Annotated in this window: 14 protein-coding genes; 10 read left to right on the top strand and 4 right to left on the bottom strand. The window is 72.7% G+C overall.

The features are described from left to right. The first annotated feature begins 129 nt into the window (after positions 1-129). From ACFWWU_RS13780 to ACFWWU_RS13770, 3 genes are all read left to right on the top strand, one after another. Entirely contained in the window at positions 130-660 is a 531-nt protein-coding gene (locus ACFWWU_RS13780; RefSeq protein ID WP_384143738.1) for an SAV_6107 family HEPN domain-containing protein, read from the top strand. A gap of 67 nt (positions 661-727) precedes the next feature. Continuing rightward, positions 728-1,516 carry a methyltransferase gene (locus ACFWWU_RS13775; protein WP_384143735.1) on the top strand — a complete coding sequence of 263 codons (789 nt, stop codon included), beginning with the start codon at positions 728-730 and terminating at the stop codon, positions 1,514-1,516. Between the two features lie 273 nt (positions 1,517-1,789). After that, positions 1,790-2,194 (top strand): DUF3040 domain-containing protein, encoded by a 405-nt coding sequence (locus ACFWWU_RS13770; RefSeq protein WP_384143732.1) that lies wholly within the window; start codon positions 1,790-1,792, stop codon positions 2,192-2,194. Positions 2,195-2,348: 154 nt separating this feature from the next. On the opposite strand, the gene ACFWWU_RS13765 is transcribed toward ACFWWU_RS13770, so the two are convergent. From ACFWWU_RS13765 to ACFWWU_RS13750, 4 genes are all read right to left on the bottom strand, one after another. After that, positions 2,349-4,775 (bottom strand): DUF3488 and DUF4129 domain-containing transglutaminase family protein, encoded by a 2,427-nt coding sequence (locus ACFWWU_RS13765; protein ID WP_384143729.1) that lies wholly within the window; start codon positions 4,773-4,775, stop codon positions 2,349-2,351. Further along, complete coding sequence (locus tag ACFWWU_RS13760) at positions 4,772-6,118, bottom strand: DUF58 domain-containing protein (RefSeq protein ID WP_384143726.1); 1,347 nt, start codon at positions 6,116-6,118, stop codon at positions 4,772-4,774. Before ACFWWU_RS13760 ends, ACFWWU_RS13765 begins: the two co-directional genes overlap by 4 nt. Further along, positions 6,118-7,137: an AAA family ATPase gene (locus ACFWWU_RS13755; protein WP_384143723.1), complete on the bottom strand. Its 1,020-nt coding sequence runs from the start codon at positions 7,135-7,137 to the stop codon at positions 6,118-6,120. Before ACFWWU_RS13755 ends, ACFWWU_RS13760 begins: the two co-directional genes overlap by 1 nt. 179 nt (positions 7,138-7,316) lie before the next feature. After that, on the bottom strand, positions 7,317-7,856 hold the full coding sequence (locus ACFWWU_RS13750) for a beta-class carbonic anhydrase (RefSeq protein ID WP_384143720.1): 540 nt from the start codon (positions 7,854-7,856) through the stop codon (positions 7,317-7,319). 374 nt (positions 7,857-8,230) lie between these two features. Between ACFWWU_RS13750 and rsmH the strand changes: the two genes are divergently transcribed. Genes rsmH through murD form a run of 7 tightly spaced genes read left to right on the top strand, consistent with a single transcriptional unit; the run spans position 8,231 to position 17,440 of the window. Beyond that, positions 8,231-9,187 (top strand): 16S rRNA (cytosine(1402)-N(4))-methyltransferase RsmH, encoded by a 957-nt coding sequence (gene rsmH, locus ACFWWU_RS13745; protein ID WP_384143717.1) that lies wholly within the window; start codon positions 8,231-8,233, stop codon positions 9,185-9,187. Next, a complete protein-coding gene (locus tag ACFWWU_RS13740; protein ID WP_384143714.1) occupies positions 9,184-9,786 on the top strand; it encodes a septum formation initiator family protein in 603 nt (200 codons plus the stop codon). The genes rsmH and ACFWWU_RS13740 overlap by 4 nt, the downstream gene beginning before the upstream one ends. Before the next feature lie 7 nt (positions 9,787-9,793). Beyond that, positions 9,794-11,791 (top strand): peptidoglycan D,D-transpeptidase FtsI family protein, encoded by a 1,998-nt coding sequence (locus tag ACFWWU_RS13735; protein WP_384143711.1) that lies wholly within the window; start codon positions 9,794-9,796, stop codon positions 11,789-11,791. A gap of 16 nt (positions 11,792-11,807) precedes the next feature. After that, positions 11,808-13,511 carry a UDP-N-acetylmuramoyl-L-alanyl-D-glutamate--2,6-diaminopimelate ligase gene (locus ACFWWU_RS13730; RefSeq protein ID WP_384143708.1) on the top strand — a complete coding sequence of 568 codons (1,704 nt, stop codon included), beginning with the start codon at positions 11,808-11,810 and terminating at the stop codon, positions 13,509-13,511. 4 nt (positions 13,512-13,515) lie between these two features. Further along, positions 13,516-14,940, top strand: coding sequence for a UDP-N-acetylmuramoyl-tripeptide--D-alanyl-D-alanine ligase (gene murF / locus ACFWWU_RS13725; RefSeq protein WP_384143705.1), 1,425 nt, complete (start codon positions 13,516-13,518; stop codon positions 14,938-14,940). After that, a complete protein-coding gene (gene mraY, locus ACFWWU_RS13720) occupies positions 14,937-16,007 on the top strand; it encodes a phospho-N-acetylmuramoyl-pentapeptide-transferase (protein ID WP_384143702.1) in 1,071 nt (356 codons plus the stop codon). Before murF ends, mraY begins: the two co-directional genes overlap by 4 nt. Further along, positions 15,989-17,440, top strand: a complete 1,452-nt coding sequence (murD, locus tag ACFWWU_RS13715; protein ID WP_384143699.1) for a UDP-N-acetylmuramoyl-L-alanine--D-glutamate ligase — start codon at positions 15,989-15,991, stop codon at positions 17,438-17,440. The genes mraY and murD overlap by 19 nt, the downstream gene beginning before the upstream one ends. Positions 17,441-17,447: the final 7 nt, after the last annotated feature.

Here is a 17,447-nt window from a genome sequence, read left to right as displayed (position 1 = left end):
TGGTCAGTGCAAAAGTTAGCGCGGGGTAGTCGATCAGGCAAAACCCCAGGTCAGCCGGATTGTCAGTGGGGCCCTGCACGATGGACACATACGGCCACAGAGCCGTCACGCGACGACAGGAGGCACGTCATGGCCAGCCCTTCCGCAGCAGCCGCGCCCCGCCCCCGCCCCGGTGGCCACGCCACCCCCGCTCGGTCCGGACCCGCTTCCGACGTCCACCCCGTCCCGCGCCGCGCCACCGCCCCGCCCGCCGCCCTCGACCTGCTCGCCAAGGCCCGCACCGGACTGGTCGAGGCCGCCACGCTCGACCGGCCCCACGAGCGGTACGCCACCGCCCACCTCGCCGCCCTGCGGGCCGCGGCCGCCGTGCTCGCCGCCCGGGGCAGGCCCGAGACCGCGCCCCGCCACCGGCAGCGCATAAGGAGCACCTGGGAGCTGCTTCCGCAGCTCGCGCCCGAGCTGACCGAGTGGAGCGCCCTCTTCGCCTCCGGCGCCCAGCGCAGGGCCCGCGCCGAGGCGGGCATCACGAGCGCGGCGAGCCGACGCGAGGCCGACGACCTGCTCCGGGACGCCGCCCTGTTCCTGCGGCTGGTTGAGCGGCTGCTCGTCCTCCAGCCGGTGCTGCCCCGCCAGCCGGGGGCCGGAGAGGGCGGCGGATGATCCGAAACGCGGGCCCGAGGCCATAGGGTGGGGAGCGTCCGTACCCGTCACCGAGGAGTCAACAGCCGTGCCGGACCCTTCCCCTGTCTTCGGTCGAGAGACGTCGTCGCGACCGTCGCGCGCCTCCCTGCGTACCGCCGTCGTCTGGGACGTTCTCAAGGACGCCCTCGACCGCCGGGCCAAGGCCACCGGGAAGGACAGCCTCGATGTCCTCGACACGGGCGGCGGCTCCGGGAACTTCGCCGTACCGGCGGCCCGCCTCGGTCACCGCGTCACCGTCGTCGACCCCAGCCCCAACGCGCTCTTCGCGCTGGAGCGACGGGCCGCCGAGGCCGGGGTCGCCGACCGCGTCACCGGCGTTCAGGGCGACGTCCGGGGTCTCTTCGACGTGGTCGAGCGCGAGGGGTACGACGTCGTGCTCTGCCACGGCGTCCTGGAGTACGTCGACGACCCCGCCGAGGGCGTGCGGAACGCGGTCGCCGCGCTGCGCACCGGCGGCAGCCTCAGCCTGCTCGCCGCCGGGCTCGGCGGCGCCGTGCTGGCCCGCGCGCTCGCCGGACACTTCACCGAGGCCCGGCACGCGCTGACCGACCCCGACGGCCGCTGGGGCGCGGGCGACCCCGTGCCCCGGCGCTTCACCGCCGAGCAGCTCGCCGAGCTGACGGCGGAGGCCGGACTGGAGATCGGCGCCGTGCACGGCGTCCGGGTCTTCGCCGACCTGGTTCCGGGCGTCCTCGTGGACACCGAGCCGGGGGCCGCGGAGGCCCTGCTCAAGCTGGAGGCCGCCGCCGCGGAGCTGCCCTCCTTCCACGCCATCGCCACCCAGCTGCACGTTCTCGGCGAGAAGCGCGCCTGACTGGCCACCGGCACCCGTTCGGCGGTGCGGGCAGCGGGTGTCGATGGAGTACGCCACTGCCCGCCCGATCTGGGGTTCGGCCCCGTATGATCGGGGGACACCATCCGGCATGACGGAGATGGCGCCGGGGAATCAACGCCTCAGCAACCGATCCGCATGGCGGCCCGGATTGGCTATTCGGCATTGTGGGCGGGTTTCACGGGGGCGATTCCCTGCCTATCCTGAAAGGGCCGCAAACCGGTCGCCCCCGCGACCGACGACTAGGAGGACTCCGTGCCGCTCTCGGAGCACGAGCAGCGAATGCTCGAGCAGATGGAGCGAGCGCTGTACGCCGAAGATCCCAAGTTCGCGACAGCGCTCGAGGGAAGCGGGCTGCGCACGTACACCCGCCGACGGGTTTACCAGGCAGTCGCCGGCTTCCTGGTGGGTATCGCGCTCCTCATGGCCGGAATGGTCGCACAGCAGATCTGGATCAGCGTGGTGGGATTCCTCGTCATGCTGGGCTGCGCGGTCCTGGCGGTCACCGGATGGCGCAAGGCGCCCAAGCCAGGTGAACAGCAGGCCAGTGGCGGGACGACGACCGGTGGTCGCCAGACCCGGCAGCGACGCTCCACCATGAATCGGATCGAAGAGCGGTGGCAGCGCCGCCGCGACGAACAGCAGGGCGGCGGCCACTGACGGCCCCCTGAGCGGCAGCCCCGCACCCCTTACATGACCGAGCCCCGCAGGGCCCGCGCAGACGCGCGACGCCCTGCGGGGCTCGGCCGTACCCCCGTCCGTACGTGGGGAGCCAGGGGGGCGGGGCCGCCGGTGGCGACCCCGCCCCCTGGCGTCAGCCCGCTTCGCGGGGGGTGCGGCGGAACCGGGACGTCGCGCGCGACACCAGCGTGTGGCGTCGTACCGACCACGTCGCCGTCGCGGCCGACCAGCGGGCCGACGCCTCCCAGCGGAGGCGGACCGCCGAGCGCGGGGCCAGGGTGGCGCGGAGGCGCGCGGAGCGGTCCGCGCTCGCGTGGAAACCCGCCCTGATCCGGGCGGCCTCCTCGGCGAGACCCGCGGCCGGCACGGGCCGGGGCGCGTAGAGCGCCTCCTCCACCGCACGGGCCACGCGGTGCACGGCGTCCGCCGGTTCGCCCCTCAGCTCACCCAGTCGGACCATGCGCGCCGCCGTCTTCCTCGGCGTCATCGACTCGTCCGGCTCGACCCCGTGATCCCAGGCCGTGTCGGTGATCTCCCGCCAGACCGCGAGCGTCCGCGCCACCAGGTCCTCCGGGCCGCGTCCGCCGCCCGGACCGAGCCGCCGGGCCCGCACACGGGTCCGCCACAGCGCCGGAACGAACGGCAGCGTGAGCACCACGAGCGCCCCCAGGGACAGCAGCCCCACCTTCAGCGGATCCGCACCGGAACCGTCCGAGACGTCGCCGGCCACGGCGGTGTCCGGACCGCAGTCACCGAGCCGGCGCATCTGCGGCGTGCAGCTCTCCGAGGCGCTCGGCGCGGCGGACGGCTGGGCCGAGGCGCTCTGCTGGGGCCGCGTGGGACCGGTGGCCGTGCCCGAGGGCGTGTTCTGCCGGGTGTACGCCGGGGTGGAGCCCCGCGACGGCGTCGGCTCGAACCGCATCCAGCCCGCCCCGTCGAAGTACAGCTCGGGCCAGGCGTGCGCGTCCCGGATGCCCACCGAGACCGAGCCGTCGGTCTGCGTCGTGCCCGGCATGAAACCGACGGCCACCCGCGCGGGGATGCCCAGCGAGCGGGCCATCGCCGCCATGGAGAAGGAGAAGTGGACGCAGAAGCCCTCCTTGTCCTTCAGGAAGCGGGAGATCGCCTGCACCCCGGTCCCGGAGCTCACCTCGACGTCGTAGCGGAAGCCGCCGTCCTCGGCGAACCAGTCCTGGAGCTTCACCGCCTTCTCGTAGTCGTTGCGCGCGTCCTTGGTGACCTCCCGGGCCTTCGCCCGCACATCGGCGGGGAGGGACTCGGGGACCTTCGTGTACTCGGCGCGCAGCTTCTCCGGAGCGGTCCCGGCCGCGGCCAGCTGCCCGGACGTGGGCTGCACGTCCAGGCTGGAGACCTGGTAGCGGGCGCCGGCGGTGGTCTGCTTGTCGTCGCCGACGAGCATCCGGCCGGCCGGCTCGAAGCGCCACTTCCCGCTGATGTCGACCCGGCCCGCCGGGTACGGCATGGGCAGCCACCGCTGCTCGTACGCGTCGGAGGCGACGATGTTGGTGGTCACCTCGCTGACCTTGACGTCCTGGCCGAGCCCCTCGGGCCACGGCAACTGCTTCGGCACGTCCTCGATCGGGCGGACCGAGGACTTCCAGGAGGCGCCGTCGAACTGGTCGAGGGCGACGAGGCGCAGGTACAGGCCACTGTTGTCGAGGGCGTTGGTCCGGTAGCGGAGGACCTCCCGGTCCTCGGGCTGGCGCAGATTGTCCTGGAGGGAGACCAGCGGGTTCACGGCGGAGATGGTGCCGCCCGTGCCCGACCCCCCGTTCCCCGCGCCGCTGCCGCCGCCGAACAGGCCGCCGGAGAGACCCGGCAGCGCGAGCGGCACCACCATGGCGACGCCCATCGCGACGGCGCCGATCCGGCGGCCGGTGCGGGCCGGGGCGAAGGCGGTGCCGCCGCTCGCGACCGCCGAGCCCGGCCGGCCGGCACGCTGGGCGCCGCCGAAGACCCGCCCCCACTGGGAGAGCCGGTCGCGGCCCTCCGCGAGGAGCAGCAGCAGATAGCCGGAGGCCGCGAGGAGGAACCAGAGCCAGCCCGCGCCGCCGCCCGAGAGACCGGCGGCCACCGAGTACAGCGCGAGCAGCGGAAGACCGGCCGGGGCCGCCCTGCGGAAGGTCACCGCGAGGGCGTCCACCAGGAGCCCGATCGCGACCACACCGCCGACGAGCATGAGCCGGATGCCCTCGGTGTCCGGCGCCGGGATCGCGTACCGGCCGACGTCCTCGGCGCCCGCCGAGAACAGGTCGACGGCGTGCGCGATGGCCTGCGGGCCGGGGATCAGCCAGAGGACCGCCTGCTCCCGGGCGAAGAACAGGGTCAGCGCGAGCAGCGCGACGGCCGCCTGCGCCAGCAGGGTCAGTGGCCGGGCCAGCGGCACCCGCCGGGCCAGCGTGCCCACGCCGCTCACCAGAGCGAGGACGAAGGCCGCCGTGAAGATCCAGGTCGCCGGCTTCACCAGCGGGAGCAGCGCCCCGGCCGCCATCAGGGTGGCGCCCCAGGAGGCGAGGGTCAGCCGTGCGCGGCCGCTCATGACCAACCTCCGTAGGTGTCGGCGGCGGATTCCGTACGGGCTCCGGTCGCCTGCTGCCACACGTCGGCGATCCGCGCCCCGGGCGGCACGGCCAGTGCCGTCCAGCCCGCCTCACGCAGCTGCCGTACACGCTTCTCGACCGCCCCGCTGACCGCCCCGCCCGTCAGCCAGGTGCCCGAGTCCAGGACGAAGGCGACGGCCGCGCCGGTCCGCCCGCGCATCCGGGCGGTCAGGGCCGCCTGCTCCTCGTCCAGGTCGCCGAGGAAGGCGATGAGCAGTCCTTCGTTGCCGCCGCGCAGCACGTCGGAGGCGCGGGAGAGCCCGGCCCCTTCGGAGTGGTCGACGATCGCGAGGGTGTCCATCATCAGACCGGCCGTGTCGGCCGAGTCCTGCGTCGAGCCGACGAAGCCGTCGGAGCCCTCGGGCACCGCGCTGCCGGTGTCGGTGAGCAGCCGGACCGCGTAGCCGCGCTCCAGCATGTGCACCAGGGAGGAGGCGGCGCCGGAGACCGCCCACTCGAAGGCGGAGTCGGGGCCGGTGCCCTGGTAGGCGACCCGGCGGGTGTCGAGGAGCACCGTGCAGCGGGCCCGCTGCGGCTGCTCCTCGCGCCGGACCATCAGCTCGCCGTACCGGGCGGTGGAGCGCCAGTGCACCCGGCGCAGGTCGTCGCCGTGCCGGTAGGCGCGCGGGATGACGTCGTCGTCGCCGGCGAGCGCGAGGGAGCGCTGCTGCCCGTCGCCGTACCCCGCGGCCTCGCCGGCGAGCTTCACCGGGGGCAGTGCCTCCGTGCGCGGGACGACGGTGAGCGTGTCGTACGCGCTGAAGGCACGGGTCAGCTCGCACATCCCGAAGGGGTCGTTGAGCCGGAGCTGGAGCGGGCCCAGCGGGAAGCGTCCGCGCAGGTCGGAGCGGACCCGGTAGGAGACCTCGCGCCGGCCGCCCGCCTCGACCCGGTCGAGGACGAAGCGGGGGCGGGGTCCCAGCATGTACGGCACGTGGTCCTGGAGCATCAGCAGCCCGGTGGGGAGCTTGGAGACGTTCTCCATCCGGAGCTGGACCCGGGCCTCGGAGCCCGCCTCCACCCGCTGCGGGGTGAGGCGGCGGGAGGCCGCGACCCGGTAGCGCGTGCGGTGCAGCACGAGGACACAGATCAGCGGCAGGGCGGCGAGGAGCAGCCCGACGCGCAGCAGATCGGCCTGGCCGAGGACGTACGCGCAGATGGCGGCGGCCACCCCGGCGGCGAGGAAGGACCGGCCGCGGGTCGTGAGACCGCCGAAAGCGGCCCGCAGCCCGCCCCGGTCGTCTTCGCCCCGCTGCCCGTCCGGTACGGCAGCGGTCGTCATCACAGCCGCCGGGCGCCGGGCTGCTGCTGGCCGTAGAGCGGTCCGGCGGGCGGGGCCGTGGCCGGGACGGGGGTGCGCTGGAGGATGTCCTGGACGACCTGCTCGGCGGTGCGCCGGTTCAGCTGGGCCTGCGCCGTCGGCATCAGCCGGTGGGCGAGGACGGGCGCGGCGAGGGCCTGGAGGTCGTCCGGCAGGACGTACTCGCGGCCGCTGAGCGCGGCGGACGCCTTGGCGGCCCGCAGCAGGTGGAGCGTGGCCCGGGGGGAGGCGCCGAGCCGCAGGTCGGCGTGGGTGCGGGTGGCGGCGACGATGTCGACCGCGTACCGGCGGACGGCGTCGGCGACGTGCACCGCGCGCACCGCGTCGATCAGCTTCACGATGTCGTGGGCGTGGGCGACCGGCTGGAGGTCGTCCAGCGGGGACACCGAGCCGTGCGTGTCGAGCATCCGGAGCTCGGCCTCGGCGCTCGGGTAGCCGATGGAGACCCGGGCCATGAAGCGGTCGCGCTGGGCCTCGGGCAGCGGGTAGGTGCCCTCCATCTCCACCGGGTTCTGGGTGGCGACGACCATGAACGGGCCGGGCAGCTCGTACGTCTGGCCGTCGACGGTGACCTGCCGCTCCTCCATGGACTCCAGGAGCGCGGACTGGGTCTTCGGCGACGCGCGGTTGATCTCGTCGCCGATCACGATCTGCGCGAAGATCGCGCCCGGCTTGAACTCGAACTCCCGTCGCTGCTGGTCGAAGATCGACACGCCCGTGATGTCCGAGGGCAGCAGGTCGGGGGTGAACTGGATGCGGCGCACCGAGCAGTCGATGGACCGCGCCAGGGTCTTGGCGAGCATGGTCTTGCCGACGCCGGGGACATCCTCGATGAGGAGGTGCCCCTCGGCGAGCAGCACGGTCAGAGAAAGCCGTACGACCTCGGGCTTGCCCTCGATCACACTCTCCACCGACCTGCGGACACGCTCCGCGGTCGTGGTCAGATCAGTGAGGCTCGCTCGATCGTCATAGGTCGTCACCCGGCCCTCCTCGGCCTTCCGGAACACGGACACCTGCCCCCGGGGACATGTTTCGGGGGGTGTCACCCGAGCATTCTTGTTGCCGTGGGCGTGTCGTGTCACTCGCCTGTGGACAAGTGCGGGGGGAATGCCGGGGTTTGCCCCGGCGTGCCGGGTCGACTGTTGCCGTACGGAGACGACTAAGCCGGGTCGATCTCGCGCAGAAGACCGGTCGTCACGTCGAAGACGAAGCCCCGGACGTCGTCGTTGTGCAGCAGGAACGGGGAGGTCCGCACCCGCTGCATCGACTGCCGGACGTCCTGGTCCACGTCACGGAAGGCCTCGACCGCCCACGCCGGCCGCTGGCCGACCTCGTCCTCCAGCTCGTGCCGGAAGTCCTCGGTGAGCGATTCGAGACCGCAGCCCGTGTGGTGGACCAGCATGACGCTGCGCGTACCGAGCGCCCGCTGGCTGATCGTGAGGGACCGGATCACGTCGTCGGTGACCACGCCGCCCGCGTTGCGGATGGTGTGGCAGTCGCCGAGTTGGAGACCCAGGGCCGCGTGCAGGTCGAGGCGGGCGTCCATACAGGCGACGACGGCGACGCGCAGCACGGGCCGGGCGTCCATTCCGGGGTCGGTGAAGTCGGCGGCGTAGCGCTCGTTCGCCTCGACGAGGCGGTCGGTGACCGTGTCGGCGGTGCGTACGGCGTCGGCAGAGGGGTGCGCGGATGTCGACATGGTTCCGACGTTAACGGGCACAAGGCCGCCAGGCCTGCTGTGAGAGGGGACAAAGAACGTCAATGAGGCTTGTTGTGAGCTAACCCACAGGTGGGGAAGGCAGGCTCCGAACGAGTGAGGCGTCCGGAATGTCCCACGGGTCCGCCGGCTCCGTGCGACGCGCCAGCCGGTTGATTGACCGGCGGGTCACGTGGACTAAAGTGACGCGAAGTTCACGGAGACATCGAGCGATTTCCGCGGTTTCTCCCCCGTGTGTGCGGCGGTACCTACGGTTCGACTCCCTCCCGCTGACGCTCCTCCCGCTCGCGCGGCAGCCGGTGCGGGGCGCGGGAGCCCGGCGGTACGTACCACCGCGCCGGATCTGAGAGGGCGCATTGAGCAACGACCGACACGTCCCGGTGATGCTCCAGCGGTGCCTGGACATGTTGGCCCCCGCACTGGAGCGCCCCGGCGCGGTCGTCGTCGACTGCACCCTGGGCCTCGGCGGCCACAGCGAGGCACTGCTCCGGCGCTTCCCCGAGGTGCGGCTCGTCGCCCTCGACCGGGACAAGGAGGCGCTGCGCCTCTCCGGCGAGCGCCTCGCCCCCTTCGGAGAGCGCGCCACGCTCGTCCACGCCGTGTACGACGAGCTGCCCGAGGTCCTCGACCGGCTCGGCATCCCCACGGTGGACGGCGTCCTCTTCGACCTGGGCGTCTCCTCCATGCAGCTGGACGAGGCCGACCGCGGCTTCGCCTACGCGCAGGACGCCCCGCTCGACATGCGCATGGACCAGACGACCGGCATCAGCGCGGCGGAGGTCCTCAACACCTACCCGGCCGGCGAACTGGTCCGCATCCTGCGGGCGTACGGCGAGGAGAAGCAGGCCAAGCGCATCGTCTCCGCGGTCGTGCGCGAGCGCGAGAAGGAGCCCTTCACCAACAGCGCCCGGCTCGTCGAGCTCATCCGCGACTCCCTGCCCCAGGCGGCCAAGCGCACCGGCGGCAACCCGGCCAAGCGGACCTTCCAGGCCCTGCGCATCGAGGTCAACCGTGAACTCGAAAGCGTCGAGAAGGCGATCCCGGCGGCCGTGAAGGCCCTCGCCGTCGGCGGCCGGGTCGTCGTCCTCTCCTACCAGTCGCTGGAGGACCGCATCGTCAAGCAGGTCTTCGCGGCCGGCGCCACGACCACCGCCCCGCCAGGACTCCCGATCGTCCCGGAGAAGTACCAGCCGCGCCTCCAGCTGCTCACCCGGGGCGCCGAACTCCCCACCGAGGAAGAGGTCGCCGAGAACCGGCGCGCCGCGCCCGCCCGGCTCCGCGGCGCGCAGCGCATCCGGGAGGACGTGCTGTGAGCACGGCGAAGGGGCCCCTCAAAGGGCGGGCCGCGCGGCTCGGACGGCTCATGCCGTCGGGGCCCAGCTCGGCCGCCCGCACCCCCTTCGTCCTGCTCGTCTTCGTGCTCCTCGGCGGCGGGCTCATCACCCTGCTCCTGCTGAACTCGGCCCTCAACCAGGGCTCCTTCAAGCTGCGCGAGCTCAAGGACAGGACCACCGAGCTCACCGACGAGGAGCAGGCGCTCCAGCGGGACGTCGACGACTACGCGGCCCCCGACGCCCTGGAGCGGCGGGCCCGCGAGCTGGGCATGGTCCCGGGCGGCAGCCCCGCCTTCCTCGGCCCGGACGGCAAGGTGCTCGGCGAGCCCTCGACCGCCGTCGCCCCGAAGCCGAGCCCGAGCGCGAAGCCGACCCCGCCCGTCTCCTCGAACCCGCAGCCGAACACGGCCACGTCCCCCACTGGCGGAAACCCCACCGGCACGGCCCAGGCGAACACCGGCCCAGGCTCCACGGGCACCACTCCCACCGGCGGAAGTCCCACCAGTCCGGGCGCCACCGGGTCCAGCCCCGTACGGACAGTGCCCGCACCCGCCTCCACTACTACCTCCGGCAGGTGACCGAGCAGTGCCCTCCAAGGAGCCCCCCCGCCGCCGCGTCCCCGGACCCGCCCGGCCCGCACGTCCCCGGCCCGCCTCCGCCGGAGCCCGCCCGTCCCGGCCCGCCGCCTCACGCCCCGCCCCGCGACCGGCCGCGAAGCGCCCCGCGCCCCGGCCCGCGCCCCGGCAGCAGCCCCGCACCATCCGGCTCGGCAGCCCCCGGCCCCGGCTCCGGCTGATCTCCCTCGGCCTGACCCTCGTCATGCTGGTCTTCGTGGTCCGGCTGCTCCAGGTCCAGGCCGTCGACGCCAGCGCGTACGCCGCCAAGGCCGACAAGTACCGCTTCCAGGACCACACGCTCTCCGCCGAGCGGGGCGAGATCACCGACCGCAACGGCATCGCGCTCGCCGCCAGCGTCGACGCGTACGACATCACCGCCGACCCCAAGCTCTTCACGCCCGAGGAGTCCAAGGTCCCCGACGCGCCCGAGCAGGCCGCGGCCCTCCTCGCCCCGATCCTGGGCAAGGAACCCGCCGAGCTCGCGAAGAAGCTCCGTACCCCCAAGTCCCGCTACACCCTGCTCGCGCGCAAGCAGACCCCGCAGGTCTGGAACCAGATCAAGGACCTCAGGAAGGTCTACGGGGAGAAGGCCCGCGCCAAGGGCGGCACCGGCGTCAATCTGCTCGGCGGCATCCTCAGCGAGCCCAGCACCAAGCGCGTGTACCCGAACGGCGAGCTCGCCGCCGGGATACTGGGCTACGTCAACGCCGAGGGCAAGGGAGCCGGCGGCGTGGAGTCCATGCTCGACCCGGAGCTCGCCGGCAAGGACGGCAAGGTCCGCTTCACCGAGTCCGGCGGCCGCCAGGTGCCCACCGCGGGCTCCCAGGGCACCCCCGCCGTCCCCGGCTCCGACATCGAGCTCACGATCGACCGGGACATCCAGTGGGCCGCCCAGCAGGCCATCACCGAGCAGGTGAAGAAGTCCAAGGCCGACCGCGGGTACGTCGTCGTGCAGAACACCAAGACGGGCGAGGTCCTCGCCATGGCCAACGCCCCCGGCTTCGACCCCAACGACCTCTCCGCCGCCAACGCGGCCTCCATGGGCAACGCCGCCCTCCAGGACGCCTACGAGCCCGGCTCCACCAGCAAGGTCATGTCCATGGCCGCCGTCCTGGAGGAGGGCAAGGCGACCCCCGACACCCACGTCACCGTCCCCAACCGGCTCCACCGCGGCGACCGGCTCTTCAAGGACGACATCGACCACAAGACCTGGTACCTGACCCTCAACGGTGTCCTCGCCAAGTCCAGCAACATCGGCACCATCCTCGCCACCGGCCGCCTCGGTGACACCCAGGCCGAGGCCAACCGGGTCCTCCACGCCTATCTGCGCAAGTTCGGGATGGGCAGCCCCACCGGCCTGAACTTCCCGGGCGAGACCCCCGGCATCCTCGCCAAGCCCGAGGACTGGTCCACCTCGCAGCAGTACACGATCCCCTTCGGCCAGGGCCTCTCCGTCAGCGCGATGCAGGCCGCCTCCGTGTACTCGACCATCGCGAACGGAGGCGTACGGATCGAACCGACCCTCGTACGCGGCACCACGGGGCCCGACGGGCGCTTCGCCGCCGCCCCCGCGCCCAAGGAGTCCCGGGTCGTCAGCGAGAAGACCGCCAAGATTCTCGCCCAGATGCTGGAGTCCGTCGTCGACGACCGGGAGGGCACCGGCACCAAGGCCGCGATCCCCGGCTACCGCGTCGCGGGCAAGACCGGCACCGCCAACCGCGTCGACCCCGAACTCGGCCGCTACAAGGGGTACACCGCCTCCTTCGCCGGCTTCGCCCCCGCCGACGACCCGCAGATCACCGTCTACTGCGCCATCCAGAACCCCACCAAGGGCAGCTACTTCGGCGGCCAGATCTGCGGACCCATCTACAAGAAGGTCATGGAGTTCGCCCTCAAGACCCTCCACGTCGCCCCCACGGGCAGCGCGCCCGCCCGACTGCCGGTCTTCTCCGACCGCACCCCGTGACCCTCCGGGAGCACCAGTGACAACGATCACCCCCCATTCCGGGAACCGGAAATCGAACTGCGGCGACGCCCCGGGCTCTTTTGGCCCCGCACAGGGTGCGCCCGGTACGCTCACCGCCGTGCCACACGCTGATCAGTACCGAACCACCCCGCCCCGACCGGAGCAGGCCCGCCCGACACCCCTGGGCGACCTGGCCGCACAGCTGGGCGTCGACACCACCGGCGCCGGCCCCGGTCCCGTCGCCATCACGGGCATCACGCACGACTCCCGGGCCGTACGCCCCGGGGACGTGTACGCGGCCCTGCCCGGAGCCCGCGCGCACGGCGCCGACTTCGTCGCCCAGGCCGCCGGACTCGGAGCCGCCGCGGTCCTCACCGACCCGGCGGGCGCCGAGCGCGCCGCCGCGACCGGCCTGCCGGTCCTCGTCGTCGAGAACCCGCGCGGCCGGATGGGCGAGCTCGCCGCCGAGATCTACGGACGGCCCGGTGCCGGCCTCCTCCAGATCGGCATCACCGGCACGTCCGGCAAGACCACCACGGCCTACCTCGTCGAGGGCGGCCTGCGCGGTGCCGGACGGTCCACCGGTCTCGTCGGCACCGTCGAGATGCGTATCGGCGACGAGCGCATCAAGTCGGAACGGACCACCCCCGAGGCCACCGACCTCCAGGCGCTCTTCGCCGTCATGCGCGAGCGGGGCGTCGAGGCGGTCGCCATGGAGGTCTCCAGCCACGCCCTCGTGCTCGGCCGGGTCGACGGCTGCGTCTTCGACGTCGCCGTCTTCAACAACCTCAGCCCGGAGCACATGGAGTTCCACTCCGACATGGAGGACTACTTCCGGGCCAAGGCCGCGCTCTTCACGCCCGAGCGCAGCAGGATCGGCGTCGTGAACCTCGACGACGCGTACGGCCGCAGGCTCGCGAAGGAGGCGACCGTCCCGGTCGTCACCTTCTCCGCCGAGGGCCGCGCCGACGCCGACTGGCGCGCCGAGGACCTCGTCCTCGGCTCCCACGACTCGACGTTCACCGCCGTCGGCCCGCAGGGCGAGCGGATCTCCGCCACCGCCCCGCTGCCCGGCCCGTTCAACGTCGCCAACACCCTCGCCGCGATCGCCACCCTCGCCACCGCGGGCCTCGAAGCGAAGAGCGCCGCCGACGGCATCGCCGCCGTCCCCGGCGTACCGGGCCGCCTGGAGCGGGTCGAGGCCGGCCAGCCGTACCTCGCGGTCGTCGACTACGCCCACAAGACGGACGCCGTCGAATCGGTCCTGCGCTCGCTGCGCGAGGTCACCGAGGGCAAGCTGCACGTGGTCATCGGCTGCGGCGGCGACCGGGACACCACCAAGCGCGGCCCGATGGGCGCCGCCACGGCCCGGCTCTCCGACACCGCCGTCCTGACCTCCGACAACCCCCGCTCCGAGGATCCGCTCGTGATCCTCTCCGCCATGCTCGCGGGCGCCGCCGAGGTTCCCGCGGAGGAGCGCGGCGAGGTCATCGTCCTCGCCGACCGCGCCGCCGCCATCGCCGCCGCCGTGGCCCGCGCGCAGCCGGGCGACACCGTCCTGGTCGCGGGCAAGGGCCACGAGCAGGGCCAGGAGATCGCCGGGGTCGTACGCCCCTTCGACGACCGCCAGGTCCTGCGCGCGGCGATCCTCGAACAGAACGGCCGGGTCGCCCTGGGGGGCGGCAAGGACACAGCCAGCCACCAGAACAGTCAGGGATGAAGCAGTGATCGCCCTCTCCCTCGCCGAGATCGCCGCAATCGTCGGCGGGCAGAAGCACGACATACCGGATCCGGCCGCCCTGGTCGCCGGGCCCGTCGTCATCGACTCCCGCGAGGTGCGGCCCGGCAGCCTCTTCGTCGCGTTCGCCGGTGAGCGCGTCGACGGCCACGACTACGCGGAGCGCGCCGTCGAGGCGGGTGCGGCGGCCGTGCTCGCCGCCCGTCCCGTCGGCGTCCCCGCGATCGTCGTGGACGACGTGCAGACCGCGCTGGGGGCCCTCGCCCGCGCGGTCGTCGAGCGGCTCGGCACCGACGTCGTCGCCCTCACCGGCTCGGCCGGAAAGACCTCCACGAAGGACCTGATCGCCCAGGTCCTCGACCGGCACGCGCCCACCGTGTGGACACCCGGCTCGCTGAACAACGAGATCGGCCTGCCGCTCACGGCGCTCCGCGCGGGCGACGAGACCCGGCACCTGGTCCTGGAGATGGGCGCCCGCGGCATCGGGCACATCCGCTACCTCACCGGCCTCACCCCGCCCCGTATCGGCCTCGTCCTCAACGTGGGCACCGCCCACATCGGCGAGTTCGGCGGCCGGGAGCAGATCGCCGAGGCCAAGGGCGAGCTCGTCGAGGCGCTGCCGTCCGCCGAGGAGGGCGGAGTGGCGGTCCTCAACGCCGACGACCCGCTCGTCCGCGCGATGGCGAGCCGTACCAAGGCGCGCGTGATCCTCTTCGGCGAAGCGGACGAAGCGGCCGTACGGGCCGAGAACGTCCTCCTCACAGAGAACGGACAGCCTTCTTTCAGGCTTCACACACCCACCGGGTGCAGCGACGTGACCTTGCGCCTGTACGGTGAGCACCACGTGTCGAACGCGCTCGCAGCGGCCGCCGTCGCGCACGAGCTGGGCATGCCTGTCGAAGAGATCGCCACCGCGCTCTCCGAGGCCGGCACCCTGTCGCGCTGGCGCATGGAGGTCACCGAGCGTCCGGACGGCGTGACGATCGTCAACGACGCCTACAACGCGAACCCCGAGTCCATGCGAGCCGCCCTGCGCGCGCTCGCGTCCATGGGCCGGGCCGCACAGGCCCGAGGGGCTCGTACGTGGGCGGTGCTCGGCAAGATGGCCGAGCTCGGTGACGCATCGCTCGTCGAGCACGACGCGGTCGGACGGCTCGCCGTCCGGCTCAACGTCAGCAAGCTCGTCGCGGTCGGGGACAGGGAAGCGTCCTGGCTGCGACTGGGCGCATATAACGAGGGTTCGTGGGGTGAGGAGTCGGTGCACGTGTCCGACGCGCAGGCGGCTGTCGACCTGTTGCGCAGTGAGCTGCGCCCGGGGGACGTCGTCCTTGTGAAGGCTTCCAGGTCGGTCGGTCTCGAACGGGTCGCGCTGGCCCTCCTCGACACCGAGGGCGAGGTCGCCGGACGATGAGGCAGATCCTCTTCGCGGGGGCCATCGGCCTCTTCCTGACCCTGATCGGCACCCCGCTGCTGATCAAGCTCCTTGCCCGCAAGGGGTACGGGCAGTTCATCCGGGACGACGGCCCGCGCGGCCACGCCGGGAAGAAGGGCACGCCCACCATGGGCGGTATCTCCTTCATCCTGGCCACGCTCATCGCGTACGCCCTGGCCAAGGTCATCACCGGCGAGGACCCGACGTACTCGGGCATCCTGGTGCTGTTCCTCATGGCCGGCATGGGCCTGGTCGGCTTCCTCGACGACTACATCAAGATCGTCAAGCAGCGTTCGCTGGGCCTGCGGGCCAAGGCGAAGATGGCCGGCCAGCTGATCGTCGGCATCGCCTTCGCCGTGCTGTCGCTGCAGTTCGCGGACCTGCGCGGGCTCACGCCCGCCTCCGAGAAGCTCTCCTTCATCACGGACTTCGGCTGGACCATCGGCCCGGTGCTGTTCGTGGTCTGGGCGCTCTTCATGATCCTGGCCATGTCCAACGGGGTGAACCTGACGGACGGTCTGGACGGTCTGGCCACCGGCGCCTCGGTGATGGTCTTCGGCGCGTACACCTTCATCGGGCTCTGGCAGTTCCAGGAGTCCTGTGCCAACGCGGTGACGCTGACCAACCCCAACGCCTGCTTCGAGGTGCGCGACCCGCTCGACCTCGCGGTCGTCGCCTCCGCGCTGATGGGCGCCTGCTTCGGCTTCCTGTGGTGGAACACCTCGCCCGCCAAGATCTTCATGGGCGACACCGGCTCGCTGGCCCTCGGCGGCGCACTGGCCGGTCTCGCCATCTGCTCCCGTACGGAGCTCCTGCTGGCCCTGCTCGGCGGCCTGTTCGTGCTGATCACGATGTCCGTGGTCATCCAGGTCGGCTCGTTCAAGATGACCGGCAAGCGCGTCTTCCGGATGGCCCCACTCCAGCACCACTTCGAACTCAAGGGGTGGTCGGAGGTCCTGGTCGTCGTCCGGTTCTGGATCATCCAGGGCATGTGCGTGATCGTGGGCCTGGGCCTCTTCTACGCGGGATGGGCATCGGAGAAGTGACAGAACAGCTCGACTGGAACGGCAAGAAGGTCACCGTCGCGGGGCTCGGGGTCTCCGGGATCCCGGCCGCCCGGGTCCTGCACGGCCTGGGCGCGGTCGTGACCGTCGTCAACGACGGCGACGACGAGCGCTCCCGGGCGCAGGCCGCCGACCTGGAGGCGGAGGGCATCACCGTCCGCCTCGGCGACGGGGCCACCCTGCCGTCCGGCACCGAGCTGATCGTCACCACCCCCGGCTGGCGGCCCGACAAGCCGCTCTTCGCGGCCGCCGCCGAGGCGGGCGTGGAGGTCTGGGGCGACGTCGAGCTGGCCTGGCGCCTGCGTGAGTCCCCGTCGGGAAGAACTCCGGCTCCCTGGCTCGCGGTCACCGGCACCAACGGCAAGACCACGACCGTGCGGATGCTCGCCTCGATCCTGGAGGCGGCCGGTCTGCGGACCGCCGCCGTCGGCAACATCGGGGTCTCGCTCCTCGACGCAGTCCTCGGCGAGGAACCGTACGACGTGCTCGCCGTCGAGCTCTCCAGCTACCAGCTCCACTGGGCGCCGTCCGTCCGCGTCCACTCGGCCGCCGTGCTCAACCTGGCGCCCGACCACCTCGACTGGCACGGCTCGATGGAGGCGTACGCCGCCGACAAGGGCCGGATCTACGAGGGCAACCAGGTCGCCTGCGTCTACAACGTCGCCGACAAGGCGACCGAGGACCTGGTCGTCGAGGCCGACGTCGAGGAGGGCTGCCGGGCCATCGGCTTCACGCTCGGCACCCCCGGCCCGTCCGAACTGGGCGTCGTCGAGGGCATCCTCGTCGACCGGGCCTTCGTCGAGAACCGGCAGAAGAACGCCCAGGAGCTGGCCGAGGTCGACGACGTCCAGCCTCCGGCCCCGCACAACATCGCCAACGCCCTCGCCGCGGCCGCCCTCGCCCGCGCCTTCGGCGTCGACGCGACGGCCGTACGGGACGGGCTGAAGGCCTTCCGGCCGGACCCGCACCGCATCGAACTGGTCGAGGAGATCGAGGGCGTCACGTACGTCGACGACTCCAAGGCCACCAACACGCACGCCGCGGAAGCCTCGTTGGCGGCCTACGACCCGATCGTCTGGATCGCCGGCGGCCTCGCCAAGGGCGCGACCTTCGACGAGCTCGTACAGAAGTCGGCGAAGCGCTTGCGCGGGGCCGTCCTGATCGGCGCCGACCGCGCGCTGATCCGCGAAGCCCTGGCGCGACACGCCCCGGAAGTCCCGGTGGTCGACCTCGACCGGACCGACACTGGGGCGATGTCCGAGGCGGTCCGGGAGGCGGCCCGGCTGGCCCGCCCGGGGGACACGGTGCTCCTCGCCCCGGCCTGCGCCTCGATGGACATGTTCACCAACTACAACAAGCGGGGCGAGGCCTTCGCGGACGCTGTCCGCGCCCTCGCCGCCACCGGGGACGCCTGACCCGACC

The organism is Streptomyces sp. NPDC058650 (genome assembly GCF_042717315.1).
GTDB lineage: Bacteria > Actinomycetota > Actinomycetes > Streptomycetales > Streptomycetaceae > Streptomyces.
Note: the sequence above shows the minus strand (reverse complement) of the source record. Positions and strands in the feature narration are given on the sequence as shown.

Bases quoted from the DNA above. Each gene is read 5' to 3' on its own strand.
- ACFWWU_RS13760 (WP_384143726.1), bottom strand. From the start codon at position 6,118: ATGACGACCGCTGCCGTACCGGACGGGCAGCGGGGCGAAGACGACCGG.
- ACFWWU_RS13765 (WP_384143729.1), bottom strand. From the start codon at position 4,775: ATGAGCGGCCGCGCACGGCTGACCCTCGCCTCCTGGGGCGCCACCCTG.
- ACFWWU_RS13750 (WP_384143720.1), bottom strand. From the start codon at position 7,856: ATGTCGACATCCGCGCACCCCTCTGCCGACGCCGTACGCACCGCCGAC.
- murD (WP_384143699.1), top strand. From the start codon at position 15,989: ATGGGCATCGGAGAAGTGACAGAACAGCTCGACTGGAACGGCAAGAAG.
- ACFWWU_RS13780 (WP_384143738.1), top strand. From the start codon at position 130: ATGGCCAGCCCTTCCGCAGCAGCCGCGCCCCGCCCCCGCCCCGGTGGC.
- mraY (WP_384143702.1), top strand. From the start codon at position 14,937: ATGAGGCAGATCCTCTTCGCGGGGGCCATCGGCCTCTTCCTGACCCTG.